This is a genomic window from Ancylobacter polymorphus, assembly GCF_030813495.1.
GTDB classification, from domain to species: domain Bacteria; phylum Pseudomonadota; class Alphaproteobacteria; order Rhizobiales; family Xanthobacteraceae; genus Ancylobacter; species Ancylobacter polymorphus.
Genome location: NZ_JAUSUI010000010.1, coordinates 80,417 through 98,960 on the forward strand (window position 1 = coordinate 80,417; position 18,544 = coordinate 98,960).

Consider the following 18,544-nt stretch of genomic DNA (forward strand, 5'->3'; position numbering starts at 1 on the left):
GGAGGACCGGCTGGAGCCGGTCCGGGCCTCGGGAGAAACCGAACGAAAGGAAACCGCCATGACCAAGTCCGCTGCCGCTCCGCGCCAGGCCGCCAAGGTCGTCCAGCTCCGCAAGGGCACCACCCTCGAAATGGTCAAGCTGTGCTGCGCCGACGCCGCCACGGCCACGCTCATCTCCGAGCGCTTCGGCCTCGCCGTCGTCGACGGCGACGGCATCCGTGAACTCCATCACCGCCTGATCGTCGAGACCGCTGCGGGCCTCGACGAGGGCCTCGGCGAGCGTGCGATGCAGATCCATCTCCAGCGCATCGTCGGCGCCTACGTCGGCTCCGCCCATGGGGCCGGGCAGTTCTACAGCCGTGCGGTGACGGAAGCTCGGGACGCGACGGCCAAGGCCGCGAACGATATGCGCGACGAGGACCTCGACGGCCCTGTCGGCTTCGATAGCGCCGCGCAGCGCAAGCGCGAGTTCGCCGCTGACATGGCCTTGCAGTCCTACGCACTGCGCATGGCAGCCGAGGGCGCCGTCGCTGCCTACGAGCACGTCGTCGGCGAGCGCTGGAAGCCCTTCGAGCGCCCGGTCGAGAACCTGGGCCACAGCGTCGACCGCAAGGCGGCCGAACTGCAGATGTCGGCCTTCGGCTGAGCCGCCTCCGGGCGAGGCTTCGGCCTCGCCCCTCATCTTCGAGCAAAGGGCTGGCCCGACAGGGCCGGCCCTTTCTGTTGTCGCTACCTGGCTCTGCCGGTGCGCGGACTCAGCGGGAAGTCCGCCTCATCGTCATTCCACGGGTCGAACACGCTTGCGCCGGAAGGCTTCGTATCCCTCACATTGCGCGTAACGAGATACAGATCATGCTCGATCGCGCATGCGGCGAGCAGCGTGTCGATCACCGGCGGCGCATGTCCTCTGGCCCGTTTCACCTCGCCGGAGATTCGTCCCCACCGTCGCACGACGACGTCACTGACGGAAAGCACGCGCGGGCCGAACCTGTCGGCGAGCCCATCGCGCGCCACGATGTAACGCGGCCGCTCGGCGTGGTCAGCGGGAAGGTTGTGGATGCCCTTATCGTACTCGGCGAGAGTCAGCACGCTGATGTGGAAAGTGTCCTCGTCCTGCCGCGCCGCCCAGGATTTCACCGATGGCGCGCCTCTCGGATTGATCAGCGCAGCGACGACATTGGTATCGAGCAGCCAACCCTTCAAAGCTCGACATCCCGGCCGCGATCCGCCTCGCGTTCCAGGTCGAGGCCGCCGAGATGCAGGCTCTCCATGAACGCGACGAAGGGCGGCCGAGGTTTCGCCGGCGCGAGACGCTCGAATTCCTCGACGCTCATGACCACGACCGCGTCCTGGCCCCGCACCGTCACCCGCTGCGGGCCGTCCTCTCGGGCATGCCGCACCACCTCGCTGAAGCGCGCTTTCGCATCCTCGAGCTTCCAGCGTCCAGGCAGCGTTCGGCTGCCGGATGCTCGGCCTGTCCGGGCGCGCTCTGTTTGTTTGGCCATCGATCCGTACCTAGTCAGCTAGTCAGATAAATAGCACGCGCCTCCGCGAATTTCCAGACCGCGGTGGTGGGAGAGCGGACGGGGAATGGAGCGCTGGCGCGGCCCGTCCCGGACGGCGGTCCTGCCGGGTCCGGCGGTCCGCGCAACGGCTGCGCCGTCCTCCACTGCCGTTCCGGCCCTGACCACCCGTCGCGCAGGCGCGCCGGGGACCCCGGTCGGGTGCGCGGACCTCATGACCGTCCCCGGCTGGCGGACCTCCGTGACGGGGCCGCGATCGGCGCGGCCTCCATGAAGGAGGTTCAGGACGATGAAAAGGAAGGAAAGCGGGCCGCGCACCGACATCTATGCGCGGATCACGGAAAAGCTCGTCGCCGCGCTGGAGAACGGGGTGCGTCCCTGGGTGCAGCCCTGGAGCGCAGGCCATGTGAAGGGCCGCGTCACGCGGCCGCTGCGCCACAATGGCGAACCCTATACCGGCATGAACGTGCTGCTGCTCTGGTCGGAGAGCATGGCGCGCGGCTTCGCCTCGCCGATGTGGATGACCTTCAGGCAGGCATCCGAGCTCGGCGGCCATGTCCGCAAGGGCGAAAGTGGCGCGACCGTCGTCTATGCCAGCCGTTTCAAGCGCACGGAGACCGACGCGCGCGGCGACGAGGTCGAACGGGAGATTCCGTTCCTCAAAGCGTACAGCGTGTTCAATTGCGACCAGATCGAGGGCCTGCCGGAACACTACTATGCCCGGCCCGTCGAACCGATCGCCAATCCGATCGAGCGGGTCGCGCATGCCGACCGCTTCTACGGCAATACCGGCGCCGTGATCCGCCATGGCGGGACGAAGGCCTTCTTCGCGCCCTCCAGCGACCATGTGCAGATGCCGTTGTTCGAGAGCTTCCGCGACGCGGCGAGCTACTACGCCGTTCTCGGACATGAATGTGTCCACTGGGCCGGCGCGGCACATCGGCTCAACCGGGACCTCAGCCGCTACCACCAGGATCGCAGCGAGCGGGCGCGCGAAGAGCTCATCGCCGACATCGGTGCGAGCTTCCTCTGCGCCGATCTCGGCCTGGTGCCGGAGCTCGAGCCGCGCGCGGATCACGCGAGCTACGTCGCCTCCTGGCTCAAGGTGCTGCAGGACGACCGTCGGGCGATCTTCGCCGCGGCCGCCCATGCGCAGCGGGCGGTCGCCTATCTGCACGACCTTCAGCCTCCGGTCGAGAGCGAGCGGGAGGCGGCCTGATGCTTCACGCTCCGCCTTCGAACGGGGAGGGCGCCGAGCCCTCCCCGGCGATCCGCCTGCGCGTGCTCAGCCTCGGCGCCGGCATGCAGTCCACTACCCTTGCGCTGCTCGCCGCCCATGGCGAGATCGGCCCCATGCCCGACTGCGCGATCTTCGCGGATACGCGCTGGGAACCCAGGCCGGTCTACGAGCACCTGGCCTGGCTGATGTCGCCCAACGTCCTGCCATTCCCGGTCCATATCGTGTGTGCCGGCGATATCCGGGCGAATCTCATGGCGGCGGCGGAAGGCCGCCGCTGGGCATCGATCCCCGCGTTCACGCGCCGTGTGGACCGGCAGGGGCGCGTCTCGATCGGTATGATCCGGCGCCAATGCACCGGCGACTACAAGATCGCTCCGATCCGCCGGAAGGTGCGCGCGCTCGCCGGTCTGACGCGCCGGCGGTCGCCGGCCGTGCCGGTCGTCGAGCAATGGATCGGCATCTCGACCGACGAGATCATCCGCATGAAGCCCACGCGGAATCCGTGGTCAGGTCTATCTCCATCGCTCCGCGACCCCGCTGGAGCACGCCGACCTCACCACGGCAAACGATTATGGCCAGCTCGATCTCTGGCCCAACGAATGCGAAGGGATGTGCGGCCTGTAGGCCGGGGATGGCATCCGTCATTCAATTGCATTACATTGCAGAGAAGAGGAGACGATGATGGCCGCCAACGCACTTGTACAGACCCGCATCGACGCCGATGTGCGCGATCGCGCAGCGGCCGTGCTCGAAGGCATGGGCCTCACGGTGTCGGATGCCGTGCGCATCCTGCTCACCCGCACCGCCAACGAGGGCGCTCTGCCGCTCGAGCTCGTCACCAACAGCGAGGCGCATGACGCCTGGTTCCGGGCAAAGGTGCAGGAGGCACTGCAGGACACCCGGTCCGACATTCCCGATGAGCAGGCCGAGGCGCATTTCGCCGAGCGCCGCGCTGCGGCCCGGCGCAAGGCCACCCCCGGATCGTGAACCTCGTCTGGTCCGCCTTCGCGCTTGCTGATCGCGACGACATCTTCAGCCATATCGAAGCGGACAATCCGCGTGCGGCGATCACCGTGGATGAGCGGATCGCGGGCGCTGCGCGCCGGTTGACCGACTTTCCCGACAGCGGCCGTCCGGGCCGCGTCGCCGGTACGCGCGAGCTCGTCATCACGGGCACACCCTACATCGCCGCATACGCAGTGACGGCGCAGACGGTCCGGATCCTCCGTGTCCTGCACGGAGCTCAAAGGTGGCCGGACGAGCTGCCGGAGGGCTGAGACCGAGTTGGATCCAGCGAGGGGCGGCAGCGGTGCAAGGGAGCCCGGCCGCAGCGTTGTGCCAGGCCGTCTTCCTCTCAATGACGACCCATCATACCGGCAGTCGGGCCGCGTCAAGGACGCGCGGTGCCCCCAATTTTGCCGCCGCTGCGCGACGACAAATCGGCACCCCCACGCGCCGGCGCTGCCGGTCGCTGCGCGATCCTTGACCCGTCCCTCCAACGCCCGGTGCGCCGCCTCCCGTCATCGAGACGAAGGAGGTTCACATGACGAAGGTTCTCGACATCTACGCCGAAATCGCCGAGCTGCGCGCCGAGCTCGCGCACTGCATCCTCACCCGCAAGGAGCGCAGGGACTCGCTGCAGTGCCTCGAAGAGCTGCTCGCTGAGGCCGAGCGCCGCAGCCGCGAGGCGGAGGGGGCGTGAGCCCCCTTTTTTGTCGGCGCCGGCGCTCCCGGTCCCGCGTCTTCCGTTCGTCGATGCTTCTCCGGGGTGCAGGCCCGCCTTGCTGGCGGGCATTCTCGTCGCCGCAGTCCGCCAGCGGAAGGACCAGGCTGGGCGGTCTCGGCATCTTCCGACCACGGCAGGCCGTCGGTTGCAGGCCCCGATGGTAGAGCTTGAGCGGGGGGGCGTCGCGCCACCCTGAGCTGCTCCGCTGCCGGCCGGGGGACCGCGCTCGTCATTGTTGGCGACGGGATAGGGCGCTGGGCCGGCCGCAGGCGTGCGTGAGGGCTGCGGATCCGCGATCTGGGCGGAGCGAGCGGTTAGCGCGTGCCATTGTGCCGTCGGGAGCCTGGCGATCTTCGCGCATGTCGCATTCCCCCGGTGTTGCGACGGCCTCCCCCATGGCGAACCCGATGTGGCAGGTCTGGCCGAAGGACAGGCGCTGCGCGCCCTCGATCTTGTCCCCGCAACGGCCGGCGCCGGCTTTTTTCCGCCGCCGGCCACCCCGAAGGGGACCCCGGCCGGCTTTGCATCGCGAATCAAAAAAGCCAGCGCCGGCCGCCCTCCACTGCGTTCCGGCCCGAAGAACCACCCCATTGCGCAAGCGCAACGGGGACCCCGGCGGGTGCGGGTCGATCGCCTCCGGCCTCACGACCGCCATCGGGTCGCGATGGGCGCGGCCCGGAACCAAGGGAATGAGACAATGGCCAACATCGGCACCTTCACCTCCAATGGCAACGGCTTCACCGGCAACATCCGCACCCTCGGCCTCAAGGCCCGGACCCGCATCGTCCGCATCCCGAACCCCTCGGACCGGGGCCCCCAGTTCCGCATCTTCGACGCCGACAATGTCGAGCTCGGCGCAGCCTGGCAGCGGACCGCCGAGGAAACCGGCCGCGACTACCTCTCGGTCAAGCTCGACGATCCGTCCTTCCGCGAGCCCCTCTACGCCACCTTGGTCGAGGTCGACGGCGAGGAAGGCCTGCAGCTGATCTGGTCCCGGCCGCGACGGGATTGATCGCAGCGACGCGAGGGCTCCGCCGCGAAGCGGGGCCTTCGTCCTTCTCCGGCGCGCGAGGAGACCCCGATGACGCAATCCCACTCATCACAGCGCCAACAGCCGCACCCCGACGACATCGTGCTCTGGCCCGACGGCACCTGGGCCACGCTCGAGCAAGTGCGCAACGGCGATTTCGACTGGATGTCGGACGACTATGAGATCATCGACCACCTGGACGCTCGGCTGAAGGCGGCCGGTGTCATCGACGAGACCATGTAACGCCTCCTGGCCGGCAGGGCTCCGCGTGCCGGCCATTCTTATGGAGCCGGTTCAATCCGCGTCGCGATAACCCCGCCGCCGCTTGCTGCGTTCGAGGCGGCTCAGCGCATCGTCGGCGTCGTCGGCCCGGTCGAAGGTCTGCATCAAAGCCTGGCCATTCGACCCGATCCGGCCCCAGTTGCGGACGACCGAGGCGCCGCCGAACAGGGTCGGCTGGATCGCCAGCGCGTAGAAGCGCCGCATGTTCTGCGTCGGGTCGATGCGGCGAAGATGGACGGGTCGGCAGCCCTTTTGGATCATGCCGTGAGTCTCGCCGCCGCCGCAGGCGGCGTCCAACGCGTATTTCGAATCGGTCCGGCTCGACCGATTCATTGAGCTGATGCCTCAGTCGCACCAGCTACGCCGGCCGCCGTCCCAGCGCCGGACAAGCCCCTTCGGCGACCATGCGCTCGCCGATCGACGATGACGGGGCATAAATCATGTCTCTGGGCAGAATTTTTCCTCTCCCAATTTGGATCGCTCTCGGGCATTTTCGGCCTGATCGGAGGTAGCCATGCCGAACCAGATTCCACTGGATCCGAAACTGCCAAAAGCGTTCGACTCGACCGCGAACGACGCACGAAGCAAGGCCCAGCTCGACGAATGGTGGGATCATCCCTACGCCATAACGGCGTCGGACGGCCGCATTGAAGTCCGGTGTCTGAATGGTGGGGCTTGGGACCGCTCGACCCGTCTCGGCATCGCGGACGATTATGATGCTACCTGCGCATTGGCCGAAGCGAAGCAGGCCGAATGGCTGAGGTTCCGTGAGCGCCCAGTGCTTTCGTTCGACGATGGCCGGGTCGTCGTGATGCGCGCGGCACAGCGGCCAGACGAGGAACCGGAGCGACTGGCCGAGTTCCCGACGCCGGAAGCGGCTAGCGAGTACCTGCGCGCAAACTTCCCCGAAGCGTCACCGCGATAACCCCTTCCGCCAAAAATCCCCATGTCTTGCTTCGCGTCGACGTTCGGCCATCGGCGTAGGGTCGGGATGTCGTCCAGGCTCGGTCTGGGTGGTCAGGTGCAGAACTTCCACGTCTCGGCATGATCTCGCACCCGACGCGGGCTTTGGGCGAGCCGCCTGCAGCGGACTGGCTCTACTCGCGCCGCTGGGCGGCGCTCCCGGAGCCCGCGGCGCGGTCTCCGCCCATGCGGGTGACGATCCATCTAGCGGGACGAGGCCGCCCGGATCGACCGGGCGCCCTGTCGCGAGGGCGACCCTCGCGCACCCTTCCGGCTGGTCGGCGGGTGCGGACACGGCGCCTGGGCGGCACCGTGGCTCTCCTCTCTCTGACGTCCCATCATACACCCGCCGCTCCGGCGTCAAGGACATCGCGGTTCCCCCAATTTTCCGCCGTCGCCCGGGAGGCGCCGCCGCAAAATCGGCTCCCCCGCTCGCCGCCGCAGGCGGTCGCTTCGCGATCCCTGACTCCTCGCGCCTACGGTGCGGCCGCCTTTCGTCAGAACGAAAGGAGACACCCCATGTCCGACATCGACTACCTCTCGCTGTTCACGCGCTTCAACGGCTTCAGGCTCATCGCCCGGATCAATCGCGTTGGCTGCGACAACGATCTCGCGCGTTGCGCTCACGACCGGCTTGTCGCCAAGCTCGGCGAGCTGATCGAACTGATGACGCGCGCGATCGAAGCGAAGCGCTGCCTGCAGGACGGCGGCGATCCGGCGCGGGCCGAGCAGGCCGCCGAAGACCTCTATTGGATCGAGGCGGAGTTCGAACACCGCTGGATCGGGCAAGCGCAGCCGCTTCTCGATCATCTCGACACCGACCTCGCAACGCAGGAGATCTTCGATCCCCGCACGAAGCGCTGGTACGCGCTCGCCGAAAGCGGCCCGTCGCTGCGCGAGGTGAGCGACCAGAGCCTCTGCGGCCTGCGCCAGATCATCGACCAGATCACTTGCGAGACCGGCGTAAGCTTCCACGCCCACCGCATCGTCTACGGTTCCATCGAGGCAGTGCCGAGCGGCTGCTGAGCGGCAGAGGAGAGGCGGCTTGGCCGCATCTCGCCCTCGCCTCGGCCGAGGGCATGGAGCGCCGGAGCAAGCGTCCCGCGCTCGCCTGTAAGCCGCGAATGATCCCGTCATCCCGGAAGCTCCGGCATGGCGCCGTCGCCGATATTCCAGGTCCAGGCAGCGATGCCGCTCTCGGCGATCAGCTCGTCCAGCTTTTCCCGATAGTCACCCTCGGCGCCGTCGGGCACGACGTACATACCGAGCGGTGCTGCACCGTCCTGTCGCAGAACAACGCAGGCCATAGGCTGCGCTGCCGGCATGTTGTAGCGCAGGCTTTTCACGAAGCTGGCGCCGCGCTTCGCCAGCGCGTTGATCAGCGCCCCCTCGTAGCGATTCTCGAACGGCAGCCAGCGGTCCGTCGCGACCATCAGCGCGATCGACTCGATCGAGGCGATGCCGGCGGCATCGATGCCGAAGGTGGCGATTGCGATCAGATGCGACTCCGCGGTCGCGTTCCAGAGCGCAAGCTCGGGGGCGAACACCGCGTTCATCCGCCGATGCGCGTCCTCGTTCAGCATGAAGGGAAAGCGCGGGAGGTGCTTGATCACGACGCGGTGGCCGAAGCGCGCCGGCGCGACCTCCTTGACCTCGCCGATCAGCACGGCGAGCGACCGGCGCTTGCCTTCCGCCTTCATCGCGCGGCTGAGGAATGTCTCGCGCCGCTGCGAGATCGCGGCGTCACGCTCGGCATCAAACATCTCGGGGATGAACAGGACGTCCGCGAGCGCCTTGCCTTTCGCGGTCTTGCCCTCGGCCGCCTCGAGCAGGAACTTGCGCAACACCGCCCAGTTGCGTCGGCCGGTCATGGCCGGTCGCCAGCGATTGAACTCCGCCTGCTCCCACAGGTAATGCAGCAGCGCGCGCAGCGAGAGAAGCGAACCGTCCGTCTTCACCGCGCCGGCATCGCTTGCCTCGCGCGCCGCCGGCGCCATCCGACCGGCCTGCTTCGACAGGCTGAAATCGAGCTTGAGCAGGGTGACGCCGTCCTCGGCATTCTCGACGATCGCCTCGCCGTGGACGGCGCCGAGGCCGGAAAGCGCGTGCGGCGGCTCATAGGAATCGCAATCGGGACCGTGCCGCGGTCCGCTGCCCGGCATCCGCTTCAGCACATGGCGTCCGCCGGCGCGCGCCACATACATCGGAACGCCGACCGGCTGGCACAGGCACAGCGGATGCTCGCGGCGGGCAAAGGCCTCCGCCAGCCGCTCGCTGATGCTGCCGGCACTGTCCTCGACCTCCATGTCGCCGATGCGCACCCGTCTCAAAGCACTTCTCCCTGCGATCAGCTGATCGCTCCTGCCGCCCGCGGAATTCCCCTATCGCCGCCGATCATCGCACCGCTTCCTTCCGGTGGAATCTGTTATCGCCGACACAGGCCCTCATGTCGTCGCGGCGAAACCAGATGGCGCGCCCGCAGCGCAGCGCCGGGTTGCCCGCCGTGAAGACGATCTGCTCATCGGCGCGCATGCGCAGTACCTCGTGCGGCAGGATCAAAGGACGACGCGCCAGCTGCTTCGAGCGCGTCCGCGACGCGCCCGACATCTGCGACGAGCGGCTGATCTGGTCGACCTCCACCGTGGTGTCGCCGCCGCGCCGCGAGATGTAGTCGGCGGTCTCCGGATCGTTGATCGCGGCAAAGCTGATCCACGACGCCGACTCGAACCATTTCGAGGTGGCGTCGCGGCCACCATAGGCCTCGCGCATTTGCCCGATGGACTGGAAGAGCAGGGTCATGGTGATGCCGTATTTGCGGCCGGCGTCGCGGGCGGTCTCCAAGATTCGCAGGAAGCCGAGCCGCGCGACCTCGTCGAGCAGGAACAGCGTGCGATCTTTCACCTCGCCATTGCGGTTGTAGATGGCATTCATCATCGCGCCGATGATGACGCGGGCCAGTCCCGGATGCGCCTCCAGCACCTTCAGGTCGAGCGCGATGAAGATGTCGGTCCCGCCGTCGGCGAGCTCGTCGGTGGTGAAGCTGTGACCGGAGATCAGGGCCGCGTAGTTCGGATAGGACAGCCAATGCGTCTCCTTCACCGCATTGGCGTAGACGCCGGAAAAGGTCTCCGGCGTCATGTTGACGAAGACCGCGACATTCTCCTTCACGAAGTCCGATCCCGACTGCTCGTAGATCCTGGTCAAGCGCTCGCGCAGCTTCGGCTCCGGCTCCGAGAGATTGGCGCGGACCTGGCGGAGCGTCTGGTCCTTCTTTTCCGTATGACCCGACAGGCAGACATCCGCGATCAGCGCGGTCAAAAGCTGCATCGCGGAGGCGCGAAAGAAGTCGTCGCGCGCCGAGGCCTGGCGCGCCGTGTCGGTCATCACCCAGGTCGCGACCGCGACGATATCCTCTTCCTTCGTTCCGCCGAAACGCCCGATCCAGTCGAGCGCGTTGAAGCCGGTGGCGGCATCGGCCGGGTCGAGCACCACTACCTTGCGCCCCGCCTTGCGCCGATGGCCGATCACCATCGGCGCGACCTCGGATGAGGGGTCGAGCACCACGAGGCCGCCGCCCCATTTCAGCGCCGAGGGGATCGTCACCGACGTCGTCTTGAAGCCGCCGGAGCCGGCGAAGACGATGCCGTGTGAGGAGCCGAACGAACCGTCGAAGCAGAGCAGCGGCGAGCGCCCACCGCTGCCCCAGGTTTCGCGGCTGTCGGCGCGGAATGCGACGCCGGCGACGGAATCGAGATCGACCCGGTAGCGCTCGCCGATGACGATGCCGCCGGCATCGCCGAACAGCTTGCCGGCGGTCTCCATCCGCATCCAGTCGGTCTCGCCATGGATAGCGCGCCGGCCCTTGATGCGGCGCGGAGACGCCGCGGCGAAAGCGGCATTGCCCTTGATGGCGACGCGCAGCGCGAACATCCCGCAAACGAGCGCGATCGCCGCGCCGACCCCCGTCCCCGGATCGGCATAGGCGAGCACGGATTGCCCCGCTGGCACGCGGTCCGCCAGAGCGGCGAGACGCGCGCCTTCGCGGATGACGGCGATGCCGATGACGACGGCGCTGCCGGCCACAACGCCCCACCCCACCGCCCGGATCGCGATCGCGCCCGCCGCGGCGAAAAGCAGGATCAATCCGACCGCGCTTGCCAGCGCATAGGGCAGCGCGAGCCCGGCGCGGCCGAGCATCAGGCGCGCGGCTTCGGTCTTGCCGAAGCCCGCCAGCCAGTGCTCGGCGCCGGTGGTCGCGATCGCCACGGCGATCACGATCGCCGCCTGCAGCCCGGCCAGAAGCACCCTAGTCATGATCCGCGCCCGAAGGCTTCCGCGCCGATGGCGCTCAGCCGCATTCGCTCGGTTTCGTCCTCGCTGGCGCGGCGATGCCCGTCGATCAACAAGCCGAGCAGCAGTGCGCGCTTCTCGTAGCGCAGCCCCGCCTTCACGATCAGCCCGCCGAGCTCGATCTTCTCGCGTGTATCCTTCTTGCGGGCGTCCGATGAGCTCGACCGGTGCATGCGCTCAAGCCTCGCGATCGCCGCCCGGAGGCGCGTCAGCCGCGAGCGTCGTGGACGTCCCGCCATTTGGCTGCCGGCCAGCGCCGCCCTTTCTCCCGGTCGATGCGCTGCTGTCGTCGCGAAACCGTTTCGCCGCCTCCTCGAAGGCCGCGAGCAGCGCCGTCTCCTCGATGTCGATTTCGCCGAGCCCCGCCTTCAGCGCGATCCGGCCGATGCGCTCGGCCTCGCGCGTCTCGGCGTGCCGCAACTGGTCCTGCAGCCTGGCGATTTCTTCCCTGATCTGTCGCGACGGCTTCTTCATTCCGGTTGACCTTCCACTGCCCGGTTTGTGCTGGGTCGAGGCCCAGCTTTCCCCGGATGAGCGCCAGCGGCGACTAGTAAAAAAGCTAGTCGGCGAAGCCGACGCCGCTTGAGATCATCCCGGTCGTTCCGAAGGAGCGGCATCCAAGGGCGCAGTAATACGTCGCTGCCGCGACGTGCTGCGCCGGCCCTGGCGGGGCCGGCCTCTCCCGACGAACACGCTGTTCGAGCTTTCACCGGGAGACGCCGTCACCGTGGCGATCACGCATTTCACGCCCCAGCTCATCGGCCGCGGCAATGGCCGCAGCGCCGTGCTGTCGGCGGCGTATCGCCATTGCGCCCGCATGGAATATGAGGCCGAGGGGCGCACGGTCGACTATTCCAACAAGCGCAATCTCGCCCATGAGGAATTCCTGCTGCCGGCCGATGCGCCGGAATGGGCGAGGGCGCTGATCGCCGACCGCTCGGTCGCCGGCGCCGTGGAGGCGTTCTGGAACAGGGTGGAAGCGTTCGAGAAGCGCGAGGACGCGCAGTTCGCCCGCGAATTCATCATCGCGCTGCCGGTCGAGCTGTCGAAAGAGCAGAACATCGCGCTGATGCGGCAGTTCGTGCTTGAGCAAGTGCTGGCGCGCGGGCAGGTGGCCGACTGGGTCTATCACGACGAGCCCGGCAATCCGCATGTCCACCTGATGACGACGTTGCGGCCACTGACGGAGGACGGCTTTGGCCCGAAGCGCATCGCCGTCATCGGTGAGGATGGCGAGGTCCTGCGCAACAAGGCGGGCAAGATCGTCTATCGGCTTTGGTCGGGCGAGAAGACCGAGTTCCTCGAGCAGCGCAACGGCTGGCTCGCCCTGCAGAACCAGCATCTGGCGCTCGCCGGTCTGGAGATCCGCGTTGATGGGCGGTCCTATGCCGAGCGCGGCATCGACCTGGTGCCGACCACGCATATCGGCGTCGGCGCCAAGGCGATCCAGCGCAAGTCAGCCGGCGAGGGCGAGGCGGTCGATCTCGAACGGCTGAAGCTGTTCGAGGCGCAGCGCTCCGAAAACCGGCGGCGCATTCTGCTGCGGCCGGAGATCGTGCTCGATCTGCTGTCGTCGGAGAAGAGCGTCTTCGACCAGCGCGATATCGCCAAGGTGCTGCATCGCTATGTCGACGATGCCGGCACCTTCCAGCAGCTGATGGCGCGCATCCTCCAGAGCCCGGAGCTCCTGCGCATCGAGCGCGAGAGCGTCGACTTCGCGACCGGGGAGAGAATGCCGGCGCGCTACACGACGCGCGAGCTCATCCGTGTCGAGGCCGGCATGGCGCGGCAAGCGATCTGGCTTTCCGGGCGAAGCTCACATGGCGTTCGCGAGCGCGTGCTGGAGCAGGTGTTTGCCCGACATGAAAGGCTGTCCGAAGAGCAGCGCACGGCGATCGAGCATGTGACCAAACCGGGCGGGATCGCCGCCGTCGTGGGCCGGGCCGGCGCCGGCAAGACCACCATGATGAAGGCCGCGCGCGAGGCCTGGGAACTCGGCGGCTACCGCGTCGTCGGCGCGGGGCTCGCCGGCAAGGCGGCCGAGGGCCTCGAGAAGGAAGCGGGCATCCAGAGCCGCACGTTGGCGTCCTGGGAGCTGCGCTGGAAGCAGGGCAGGGACACGCTCGATTCCAGCACCGTCCTCGTGCTCGACGAAGCCGGCATGGTTGCTTCCAAGCAGATGGCCCGCTTCGTTGACGCTGCGGTGAAGGCAGGCGCCAAACTGGTGCTGATCGGCGATCCCGACCAGCTGCAGCCGATCGAGGCGGGCGCGGCGTTCCGCGCCATCGTCGAGCGCACTGGCTACGCCGAGCTGGAGACGATCTACCGCCAGCGCGAGGACTGGATGCGCGCCGCCTCGATGGATCTGGCGCGCGGCAGGATCGCGGAGGCGCTCTCGGCCTATCAGCAGCAGGGGAGGGTGCTCGGTTCGGTCATGAAGGCCGAAGCCGTCGCCAGCCTGATTGCGGATTGGAACCGCGACTACGATTCCGCCAGGAGCTCGCTGATCCTCGCGCATCTGCGGCGCGACGTGCGCATGCTCAACACGATGGCGCGCGAGAAGCTGGTCGAACGCGGCCTTGTGGGTGAGGGTCACGCCTTCCGGACCGAGGACGGCGCCCGGAAGTTCGATGTCGGCGATCAGATCGTCTTCCTGAAGAACGACAGCGCCCTCGGCGTGAAGAACGGCATGATCGGCAAGGTCGTCGCGGCCGCGCCGAACCGCATCATCGCGGCGATCGGGGAGGGCGACCAGCGCCGGCAGGTGACGGTCGATCAGCACCTCTATCGCAATTTCGACCACGGCTATGCGACGACGATCCACAAGGCACAGGGCGCCACCGTCGACCGCGTGAAAGTGCTCGCCTCGCTCTCGCTCGACCGCCACCTGACCTATGTCGCGCTGACCCGACACCGTGAGGACATGGCGCTCTATTACGGGCGTCGCTCCTTCGCCTTCAATGGCGGCCTCGCCAAGGTCCTCTCCCGGCGCAATGCTAAGGAGACCACGCTCGATTACGAGCGCGGCACGCTCTACCGGCAGGCGCTTCGCTTCGCCGAGAACCGCGGCCTGCACATCGTCAATGTCGCCCGCACGCTGCTGCGCGATCGTGTCGACTGGACGGTCCGGCAGAAACGGAAGTTCGCCGATCTCGCCCAGCGCCTGCGCGGCATCGGCGCGCGTCTCGGCCTGTTCGATCCCCGTCAGACACATAGCCCGAAGGAGGCCGCAGCGATGGTCGCCGGCGTCACCCTGTTCACGAAATCGATCCAGGACACGGTCGAGGAGAAGCTGCGCGCCGACCCTGCCGTCACCAAGCAGTGGGACGAGGTCTCGACCCGCTTCCGCTATGTCTTCGCCGATCCGGAGACCGCGTTCCGCGCCATGAATTTCGATGCGGTCCTGTCGGATCCCGCTGCGGCCAAGACGGCGCTCGACCGGCTGGTGTCGGAGCCGCAGGCGCTCGGCCCTCTGAAGGGCAAGACCGGGCTCCTCGCCGGCAAGGCCGATCGCGAGGACCGGCGCGTCGCCGAGCTCAATGTCCCCGCACTGAAGCGGGACATCGAACGCTATCTCAACCTGCGCGAGGCGGCCGTGCAGAGGCTCCAGGCCGATGAGCAGGCGATGCGCCAGCGCGTCTCGATCGACATCCCGGCCTTGTCGCCGGCGGCGCATCGCGTCCTCGAACGGGTGCGCGACGCCATCGACCGCAACGACCTGCCGGCCGCGCTCGGCTATGCGATTTCCAACCGTGAGGTGAAGGGCGAGATCGACGGTTTCAACAAGGCCGTCGCGGAGCGGTTCGGCGAGCGCACCCTGCTCACCAACGCAGCCCGCGAACCCGCCGGCAAGATCTTCGACAAGGCGGCCGACGGGCTCGCCCCGGGCGAGCGGCAGAAGCTCGCCGAGGCCTGGCCGACCATGCGGACGGCGCAGCAGCTCGCTGCCCATGAGCGGACCGCTGCGACGCTGAAGCAGGTTGAAACGCTGCGCCAGAGCCAGCGGCAGACGCCGGTGATGAAGCAGTGAGGCGGCGCGCCATCTTCATTGTGCCGGCCGCGGTCGCGTTTCTGATCATGCTTGCCGGCACCGCGCGGTTCGCAGGCTTGCGCCTCAATCTCACGCGCAGCTATCCGCTCGGGCTCTGGCGGATCGAGCCGCTCGACGGACCGCCCGCGACGGGCGATCTCGTCTTCATCTGCCCGCCCGACAGCACCACGTTCCGCCTGGCACGCGAGCGCGGCTATCTCGGCCGCGGCCTCTGCCCAGGCTGGTTCAGCCCGCTGATCAAGACGGTCGCGGCGACGGGAGGGCACGCGATCGCGATCGGCTCCGGCGTTTCCGTCGACGGGCGGCCGATCCCCCATTCCGATGTTCAGCGAGAGGACGCCGCGGGCAGGGCACTTGCGCCCTTCGCCGGCGGCGAGGTCCCGGCCGGTTTCCTGTTTCTCCACTCCGATTTCGCAGGTTCCTATGACTCTCGGTATTTCGGGCCGATCCCGGCCAGCGGTGTGCTCGGCCGCGCGCATCCGCTCCTCACCTTCGAGCCGTAAGATGGCGCGGGCTCTGGTGCTGATCCTGATCGCGGCGCTGGTCGGCGTCATCGGCTGGAGCGGCGAACCGCTGACGCTGCCGCTCGCGATGCTGTTTCCGGCGCTATGGGCTCGGGCCCCCAACCGCTTGGCCGCGTCGCTGGTCGCTGCGGCCTATTTCCTCGGGGCGTCGCGTGGACTGCCGCAGGGCGTCGCCAATTTCTACAGCTCCGACATCTCCCCGGGCTTGTTCCTCTGGCTCGTCTCCTCGGTCTCCTTCGTCTGCGTTCATGCGCTGCTCTGGACGAGCCGGCCGGGAGGGAGGGCGGTGCGGTTCGCGCTCGCGGCCGTGCTGATGACGGTGCCGCCGTTCGGGGTGGTGGGTTGGGCGCACCCCCTGACGGCCGCCGGCGTGTTGTTTCCCGGATGGTGCTGGATGGGACTGGCGGCCGCCGCGGTCGGGCTCATCGCGATGACGACGCGAGCCTGGCCGATCGCCGCCATCGCGCTCGGCGGGCTCTGGCTGTGGTCGGCCGCAACATGGGAAGCGCCGCGGCTCCCCGAGGGGTTCCGGGGAGTCGATCTCGACATGGGCCCGAGCCTCGGACGCGACGGCACGCTCGAGCGGCAGCGCGACCTGATCGCTTCTGTCATGCGAGCCGGAGGGCAGGGCAGCAGGATCGTCGTACTCCCCGAAAGCACGCTCGGATTCTTGACGCCGAGCGTCGAGCGTCTCTGGCGCGACGCGCTCGCAAGCAGCGACATCGTCGTGATCGCGGGCGCTGCCGTCATCGATCCGCAGGGCTACGACAACGTCCTGGTTGCGATCTCGGCGCAGGAGGCCGGAATCCTCTATCGCGAGCGCATGCCGGTTCCGGTCTCCATGTGGCAGCCCTGGCGCCGCTGGCTGGGACGGGATGGAGGGGCGCGGGCGCATCTCTTCGCCAACCCGACCGTCGAGCTTGCCGGGCGGCGGATCGCGCCGCTGATCTGCTACGAGCAGCTGGTCGTCTGGCCCATCCTGCAGTCGATGCTCCTCCGGCCCGACGCGATCGTCGCCACCGGCAATGGCTGGTGGACCGTCGGCACCTCGATCATCGACATCCAGAACACTAGCACGATCGCATGGGCGAGGCTGTTCGGGGTGCCGCTCGTCACCGCCTTCAACCGATGAACAGGGAGTTCTCCATGGTCGACGTCGCTCTCATCCAGCAATGCGCCGATCCCGGCCTGAAGCCGGCGATCGTCGAGAAATTCATCGCGAAGGCGGGCTCGCCGGATCCGCTGGCAGTCACCGTTCGGTCCGGCGGCCGCGTCGTACTGATTCCGCGACCCGGCACGGCGGAGGAGGCGATGGCGCTCGTCCGCCAGCATGTCGGCAAGGCCGTCGTGCGGGTCGGCGTCACGCAATATCCGGCGGGGGTCGGCATCACCGACGTCTCGGAGCTGAAGCCCGACCTGGTCGATGCCTGCGCCAATATCCGCATGGGCACGAAGCTCTTCGCCAAGGTCTACCGGATCGTCACCAAATGGTACGGCAACGCGGTCGACGAGGCCTTCGACGACGCGATCGACGCATGGAAGACCGGGAGCTTCGAGGGAAAGGCGATATTCAGCGAGCCCGATCCCGGCGATGTGAAACTCGCGGTGCCTGCGCCGGCAGAGGGGGACCGGAGCGAAGCGGCTGCGGCCGAAGCCGCGGGACCGGCTCGTCCCGAACCGGTCGATCCGAACAAGGCGGGCATCCGCATCGATTTGTCCGGCATCGGCGGCAGCCGGCCGAAGTCCGATTGATGAATTGTCGTCGCGCATAGCCTATATTGGTCCAAGGCAAGATCGGGCGATGGAGCAAGCCATGCGCAAGACGTCGATTGTCGCTGCTGGTCTCGCGGCCCTGACGCTGATGTCGGCAGCTGCCGACGCATCCGTCCAGGTGACGTTCGTCAATCCGCAGAACTACAATGATCGTGACTTTCGCAGCTCCGGGACCCGCGACGAAATCATCGCCGAGTTTCAGCGTTACTTTGATCGGCTAGGCTCGCGATACCTGAAGGACGGGCAGTCGGTGCGGATTGAGGTACTCGATGCCAGGCTCGCCGGCGAATACGAGCCGTGGCGACCGCGCTTCAACGACGTTCGCATTCTGCGCGACATCACCCCGCCGCGCTTCAAGCTCCGCTACACGCTCACGCAAGGCAGAAAGGTCCTCGCCAAGGGCGAGGAGACCGTGTCCGATATCAACTATCTCTGGAATCCCTCCGCCCAGCGCTCGAGCGAGCGCTTCGCCTATGAGAAGAACATGCTGAGCGACTGGTTCCGCAGGCGCTTCGTCGAGCTGAAGGCGGCGCGCGCGAGCTGAGGCGCGCTCGCTAGTCCTTGCCATTGGTCGTGCGATCGCCGCCCTTGCTGATCAGGCGGCGCGGCTTTCGCGCCGCCAATGGTCGTAGCGCCCCCGAGCCGGCCGACGACAGGATGCGCCGGAAGGTGGGGCACTCCATGTGACTTGGTGCGGGACACGCTGCGGCGTGCCGTAGCCCATCCCTCAGTGCGCTCAGCCGCTTGATGGTTCTGTCCAGCTCCTCGGCTTTGGCCGAGAGCTTGCCCCGCTCGATCCTCGGCTGCCCATCGGCCCCGAACATCCGGCCGATCTCGTCGAGCGAAAACCCCGCCGTCCGTCCCAACGCGATCAGCGCCAGGCGCTCGATCACCTCCGCATCGAAAAGACGCCGCAGACCCCGCCGTCCGCGTGAGGCGATCAGGCCCTTTTCCTCGTAGAACCGAAGTGTGGAGGCCGTGACGCCGGCGCGCCGCGCGACCTCTCCGATATCGAGTTCATTCACGCCTTGACCTCAAGCCAACTTGAAGTGGCAAGGTGCCGGCTCAGCATCGCGAAGGCA

At 67.7% G+C, this 18,544-nt stretch carries 22 protein-coding genes and 1 pseudogene; 15 read left to right on the plus strand and 8 right to left on the minus strand.

Features of this window, described 5'->3' with window-relative positions:
* Nucleotides 1-58: 58 nt before the first annotated feature.
* Nucleotides 59-646, plus strand: a complete 588-nt coding sequence (locus J2S75_RS19750) for a hypothetical protein (RefSeq protein WP_307022485.1) — start codon at nucleotides 59-61, stop codon at nucleotides 644-646.
* A gap of 83 nt (nucleotides 647-729) precedes the next feature.
* On the opposite strand, the gene J2S75_RS19755 is transcribed toward J2S75_RS19750, so the two are convergent.
* Both J2S75_RS19755 and J2S75_RS19760 read right to left on the minus strand, forming a co-directional pair.
* A complete protein-coding gene (locus J2S75_RS19755) occupies nucleotides 730-1,203 on the minus strand; it encodes a type II toxin-antitoxin system VapC family toxin (protein ID WP_307022487.1) in 474 nt (157 codons plus the stop codon).
* Nucleotides 1,200-1,505, minus strand: a complete 306-nt coding sequence (locus tag J2S75_RS19760) for a type II toxin-antitoxin system Phd/YefM family antitoxin (RefSeq protein ID WP_307022489.1) — start codon at nucleotides 1,503-1,505, stop codon at nucleotides 1,200-1,202. The genes J2S75_RS19755 and J2S75_RS19760 overlap by 4 nt, the downstream gene beginning before the upstream one ends.
* Nucleotides 1,506-1,812: 307 nt before the next feature.
* On the opposite strand from J2S75_RS19760, the gene J2S75_RS19765 reads away from it, so the two are divergent.
* From J2S75_RS19765 to J2S75_RS19795, 7 genes and pseudogenes are all read left to right on the plus strand, one after another.
* Complete coding sequence (locus J2S75_RS19765; RefSeq protein WP_307022491.1) at nucleotides 1,813-2,742, plus strand: ArdC family protein; 930 nt, start codon at nucleotides 1,813-1,815, stop codon at nucleotides 2,740-2,742.
* A pseudogene (locus J2S75_RS19770) lies at nucleotides 2,742-3,387 on the plus strand (hypothetical protein). The gene J2S75_RS19765 and the pseudogene J2S75_RS19770 overlap by 1 nt, the downstream one beginning before the upstream one ends.
* 57 nt (nucleotides 3,388-3,444) lie before the next feature.
* Complete coding sequence (locus tag J2S75_RS19775) at nucleotides 3,445-3,750, plus strand: type II toxin-antitoxin system RelB/DinJ family antitoxin (protein ID WP_307022668.1); 306 nt, start codon at nucleotides 3,445-3,447, stop codon at nucleotides 3,748-3,750.
* The gene (locus tag J2S75_RS19780) at nucleotides 3,747-4,040 is read left to right on the plus strand and encodes a type II toxin-antitoxin system RelE/ParE family toxin (protein WP_307022492.1); all 294 of its coding nucleotides are present in this window, start codon (nucleotides 3,747-3,749) and stop codon (nucleotides 4,038-4,040) included. Before J2S75_RS19775 ends, J2S75_RS19780 begins: the two co-directional genes overlap by 4 nt.
* A 266-nt stretch (nucleotides 4,041-4,306) precedes the next feature.
* Nucleotides 4,307-4,465, plus strand: a complete 159-nt coding sequence (locus tag J2S75_RS19785; protein ID WP_307022494.1) for a hypothetical protein — start codon at nucleotides 4,307-4,309, stop codon at nucleotides 4,463-4,465.
* Between the two features lie 721 nt (nucleotides 4,466-5,186).
* Nucleotides 5,187-5,501, plus strand: a complete 315-nt coding sequence (locus J2S75_RS19790; RefSeq protein ID WP_203196896.1) for a DUF736 domain-containing protein — start codon at nucleotides 5,187-5,189, stop codon at nucleotides 5,499-5,501.
* A gap of 69 nt (nucleotides 5,502-5,570) precedes the next feature.
* Nucleotides 5,571-5,762: a hypothetical protein gene (locus J2S75_RS19795; protein ID WP_307022496.1), complete on the plus strand. Its 192-nt coding sequence runs from the start codon at nucleotides 5,571-5,573 to the stop codon at nucleotides 5,760-5,762.
* A gap of 51 nt (nucleotides 5,763-5,813) precedes the next feature.
* On the opposite strand, the gene J2S75_RS19800 is transcribed toward J2S75_RS19795, so the two are convergent.
* Complete coding sequence (locus tag J2S75_RS19800) at nucleotides 5,814-6,062, minus strand: WGR domain-containing protein (RefSeq protein ID WP_307022670.1); 249 nt, start codon at nucleotides 6,060-6,062, stop codon at nucleotides 5,814-5,816.
* A 253-nt stretch (nucleotides 6,063-6,315) separates the two neighbouring features.
* Here J2S75_RS19800 and J2S75_RS19805 point away from each other — a divergent pair, with 253 nt between their 5' ends.
* A complete protein-coding gene (locus tag J2S75_RS19805; RefSeq protein ID WP_307022498.1) occupies nucleotides 6,316-6,726 on the plus strand; it encodes a hypothetical protein in 411 nt (136 codons plus the stop codon).
* Between the two features lie 557 nt (nucleotides 6,727-7,283).
* Entirely contained in the window at nucleotides 7,284-7,790 is a 507-nt protein-coding gene (locus tag J2S75_RS19810) for a hypothetical protein (RefSeq protein WP_307022500.1), read from the plus strand.
* A 107-nt stretch (nucleotides 7,791-7,897) separates the two neighbouring features.
* Here J2S75_RS19810 and J2S75_RS19815 read toward each other — a convergent pair whose 3' ends face one another.
* From J2S75_RS19815 to traC, 4 genes are all read right to left on the minus strand, one after another.
* On the minus strand, nucleotides 7,898-9,085 hold the full coding sequence (locus J2S75_RS19815; protein WP_307022672.1) for a DUF1173 domain-containing protein: 1,188 nt from the start codon (nucleotides 9,083-9,085) through the stop codon (nucleotides 7,898-7,900).
* Between the two features lie 73 nt (nucleotides 9,086-9,158).
* A complete protein-coding gene (gene traG / locus J2S75_RS19820) occupies nucleotides 9,159-11,078 on the minus strand; it encodes a Ti-type conjugative transfer system protein TraG (RefSeq protein WP_307022502.1) in 1,920 nt (639 codons plus the stop codon).
* A complete protein-coding gene (gene traD, locus J2S75_RS19825) occupies nucleotides 11,075-11,287 on the minus strand; it encodes a type IV conjugative transfer system coupling protein TraD (RefSeq protein ID WP_307022504.1) in 213 nt (70 codons plus the stop codon). Before traD ends, traG begins: the two co-directional genes overlap by 4 nt.
* 4 nt (nucleotides 11,288-11,291) lie before the next feature.
* A complete protein-coding gene (traC, locus tag J2S75_RS19830) occupies nucleotides 11,292-11,588 on the minus strand; it encodes a conjugal transfer protein TraC (protein WP_307022505.1) in 297 nt (98 codons plus the stop codon).
* A gap of 253 nt (nucleotides 11,589-11,841) precedes the next feature.
* Between traC and traA the strand changes: the two genes are divergently transcribed.
* The 5 genes from traA to J2S75_RS19855 all read left to right on the plus strand — a co-directional run bounded on the left by traA (nucleotide 11,842) and on the right by J2S75_RS19855 (nucleotide 18,006).
* Nucleotides 11,842-15,144, plus strand: a complete 3,303-nt coding sequence (traA, locus tag J2S75_RS19835; RefSeq protein ID WP_307022506.1) for a Ti-type conjugative transfer relaxase TraA — start codon at nucleotides 11,842-11,844, stop codon at nucleotides 15,142-15,144.
* Nucleotides 15,141-15,668 (plus strand): conjugative transfer signal peptidase TraF, encoded by a 528-nt coding sequence (traF, locus tag J2S75_RS19840; RefSeq protein WP_370874179.1) that lies wholly within the window; start codon nucleotides 15,141-15,143, stop codon nucleotides 15,666-15,668. The genes traA and traF overlap by 4 nt, the downstream gene beginning before the upstream one ends.
* 1 nt (nucleotide 15,669) lies before the next feature.
* The gene (locus tag J2S75_RS19845; RefSeq protein WP_307022508.1) at nucleotides 15,670-16,821 is read left to right on the plus strand and encodes a conjugal transfer protein TraB; all 1,152 of its coding nucleotides are present in this window, start codon (nucleotides 15,670-15,672) and stop codon (nucleotides 16,819-16,821) included.
* A 14-nt stretch (nucleotides 16,822-16,835) separates the two neighbouring features.
* The gene (locus tag J2S75_RS19850) at nucleotides 16,836-17,441 is read left to right on the plus strand and encodes a TraH family protein (protein WP_307022510.1); all 606 of its coding nucleotides are present in this window, start codon (nucleotides 16,836-16,838) and stop codon (nucleotides 17,439-17,441) included.
* A 61-nt stretch (nucleotides 17,442-17,502) separates the two neighbouring features.
* Nucleotides 17,503-18,006: a DUF3016 domain-containing protein gene (locus J2S75_RS19855; RefSeq protein WP_307022511.1), complete on the plus strand. Its 504-nt coding sequence runs from the start codon at nucleotides 17,503-17,505 to the stop codon at nucleotides 18,004-18,006.
* A gap of 10 nt (nucleotides 18,007-18,016) precedes the next feature.
* Here J2S75_RS19855 and J2S75_RS19860 read toward each other — a convergent pair whose 3' ends face one another.
* Complete coding sequence (locus J2S75_RS19860) at nucleotides 18,017-18,487, minus strand: helix-turn-helix domain-containing protein (protein ID WP_307022513.1); 471 nt, start codon at nucleotides 18,485-18,487, stop codon at nucleotides 18,017-18,019.
* Between the last annotated feature and the right edge of the window lie 57 nt (nucleotides 18,488-18,544).

Bases quoted from the DNA above. Each gene is read 5' to 3' on its own strand.
- J2S75_RS19800 (WP_307022670.1), bottom strand. From the start codon at position 6,062: ATGATCCAAAAGGGCTGCCGACCCGTCCATCTTCGCCGCATCGACCCG.
- J2S75_RS19765 (WP_307022491.1), top strand. From the start codon at position 1,813: ATGAAAAGGAAGGAAAGCGGGCCGCGCACCGACATCTATGCGCGGATC.
- J2S75_RS19855 (WP_307022511.1), top strand. From the start codon at position 17,503: ATGCGCAAGACGTCGATTGTCGCTGCTGGTCTCGCGGCCCTGACGCTG.
- J2S75_RS19805 (WP_307022498.1), top strand. From the start codon at position 6,316: ATGCCGAACCAGATTCCACTGGATCCGAAACTGCCAAAAGCGTTCGAC.
- J2S75_RS19850 (WP_307022510.1), top strand. From the start codon at position 16,836: ATGGTCGACGTCGCTCTCATCCAGCAATGCGCCGATCCCGGCCTGAAG.
- traC (WP_307022505.1), bottom strand. From the start codon at position 11,588: ATGAAGAAGCCGTCGCGACAGATCAGGGAAGAAATCGCCAGGCTGCAG.
- J2S75_RS19775 (WP_307022668.1), top strand. From the start codon at position 3,445: ATGGCCGCCAACGCACTTGTACAGACCCGCATCGACGCCGATGTGCGC.
- J2S75_RS19795 (WP_307022496.1), top strand. From the start codon at position 5,571: ATGACGCAATCCCACTCATCACAGCGCCAACAGCCGCACCCCGACGAC.
- traG (WP_307022502.1), bottom strand. From the start codon at position 11,078: ATGACTAGGGTGCTTCTGGCCGGGCTGCAGGCGGCGATCGTGATCGCC.
- J2S75_RS19760 (WP_307022489.1), bottom strand. From the start codon at position 1,505: ATGGCCAAACAAACAGAGCGCGCCCGGACAGGCCGAGCATCCGGCAGC.
- J2S75_RS19750 (WP_307022485.1), top strand. From the start codon at position 59: ATGACCAAGTCCGCTGCCGCTCCGCGCCAGGCCGCCAAGGTCGTCCAG.
- traD (WP_307022504.1), bottom strand. From the start codon at position 11,287: ATGCACCGGTCGAGCTCATCGGACGCCCGCAAGAAGGATACACGCGAG.
- J2S75_RS19785 (WP_307022494.1), top strand. From the start codon at position 4,307: ATGACGAAGGTTCTCGACATCTACGCCGAAATCGCCGAGCTGCGCGCC.
- J2S75_RS19810 (WP_307022500.1), top strand. From the start codon at position 7,284: ATGTCCGACATCGACTACCTCTCGCTGTTCACGCGCTTCAACGGCTTC.
- J2S75_RS19845 (WP_307022508.1), top strand. From the start codon at position 15,670: ATGGCGCGGGCTCTGGTGCTGATCCTGATCGCGGCGCTGGTCGGCGTC.
- J2S75_RS19790 (WP_203196896.1), top strand. From the start codon at position 5,187: ATGGCCAACATCGGCACCTTCACCTCCAATGGCAACGGCTTCACCGGC.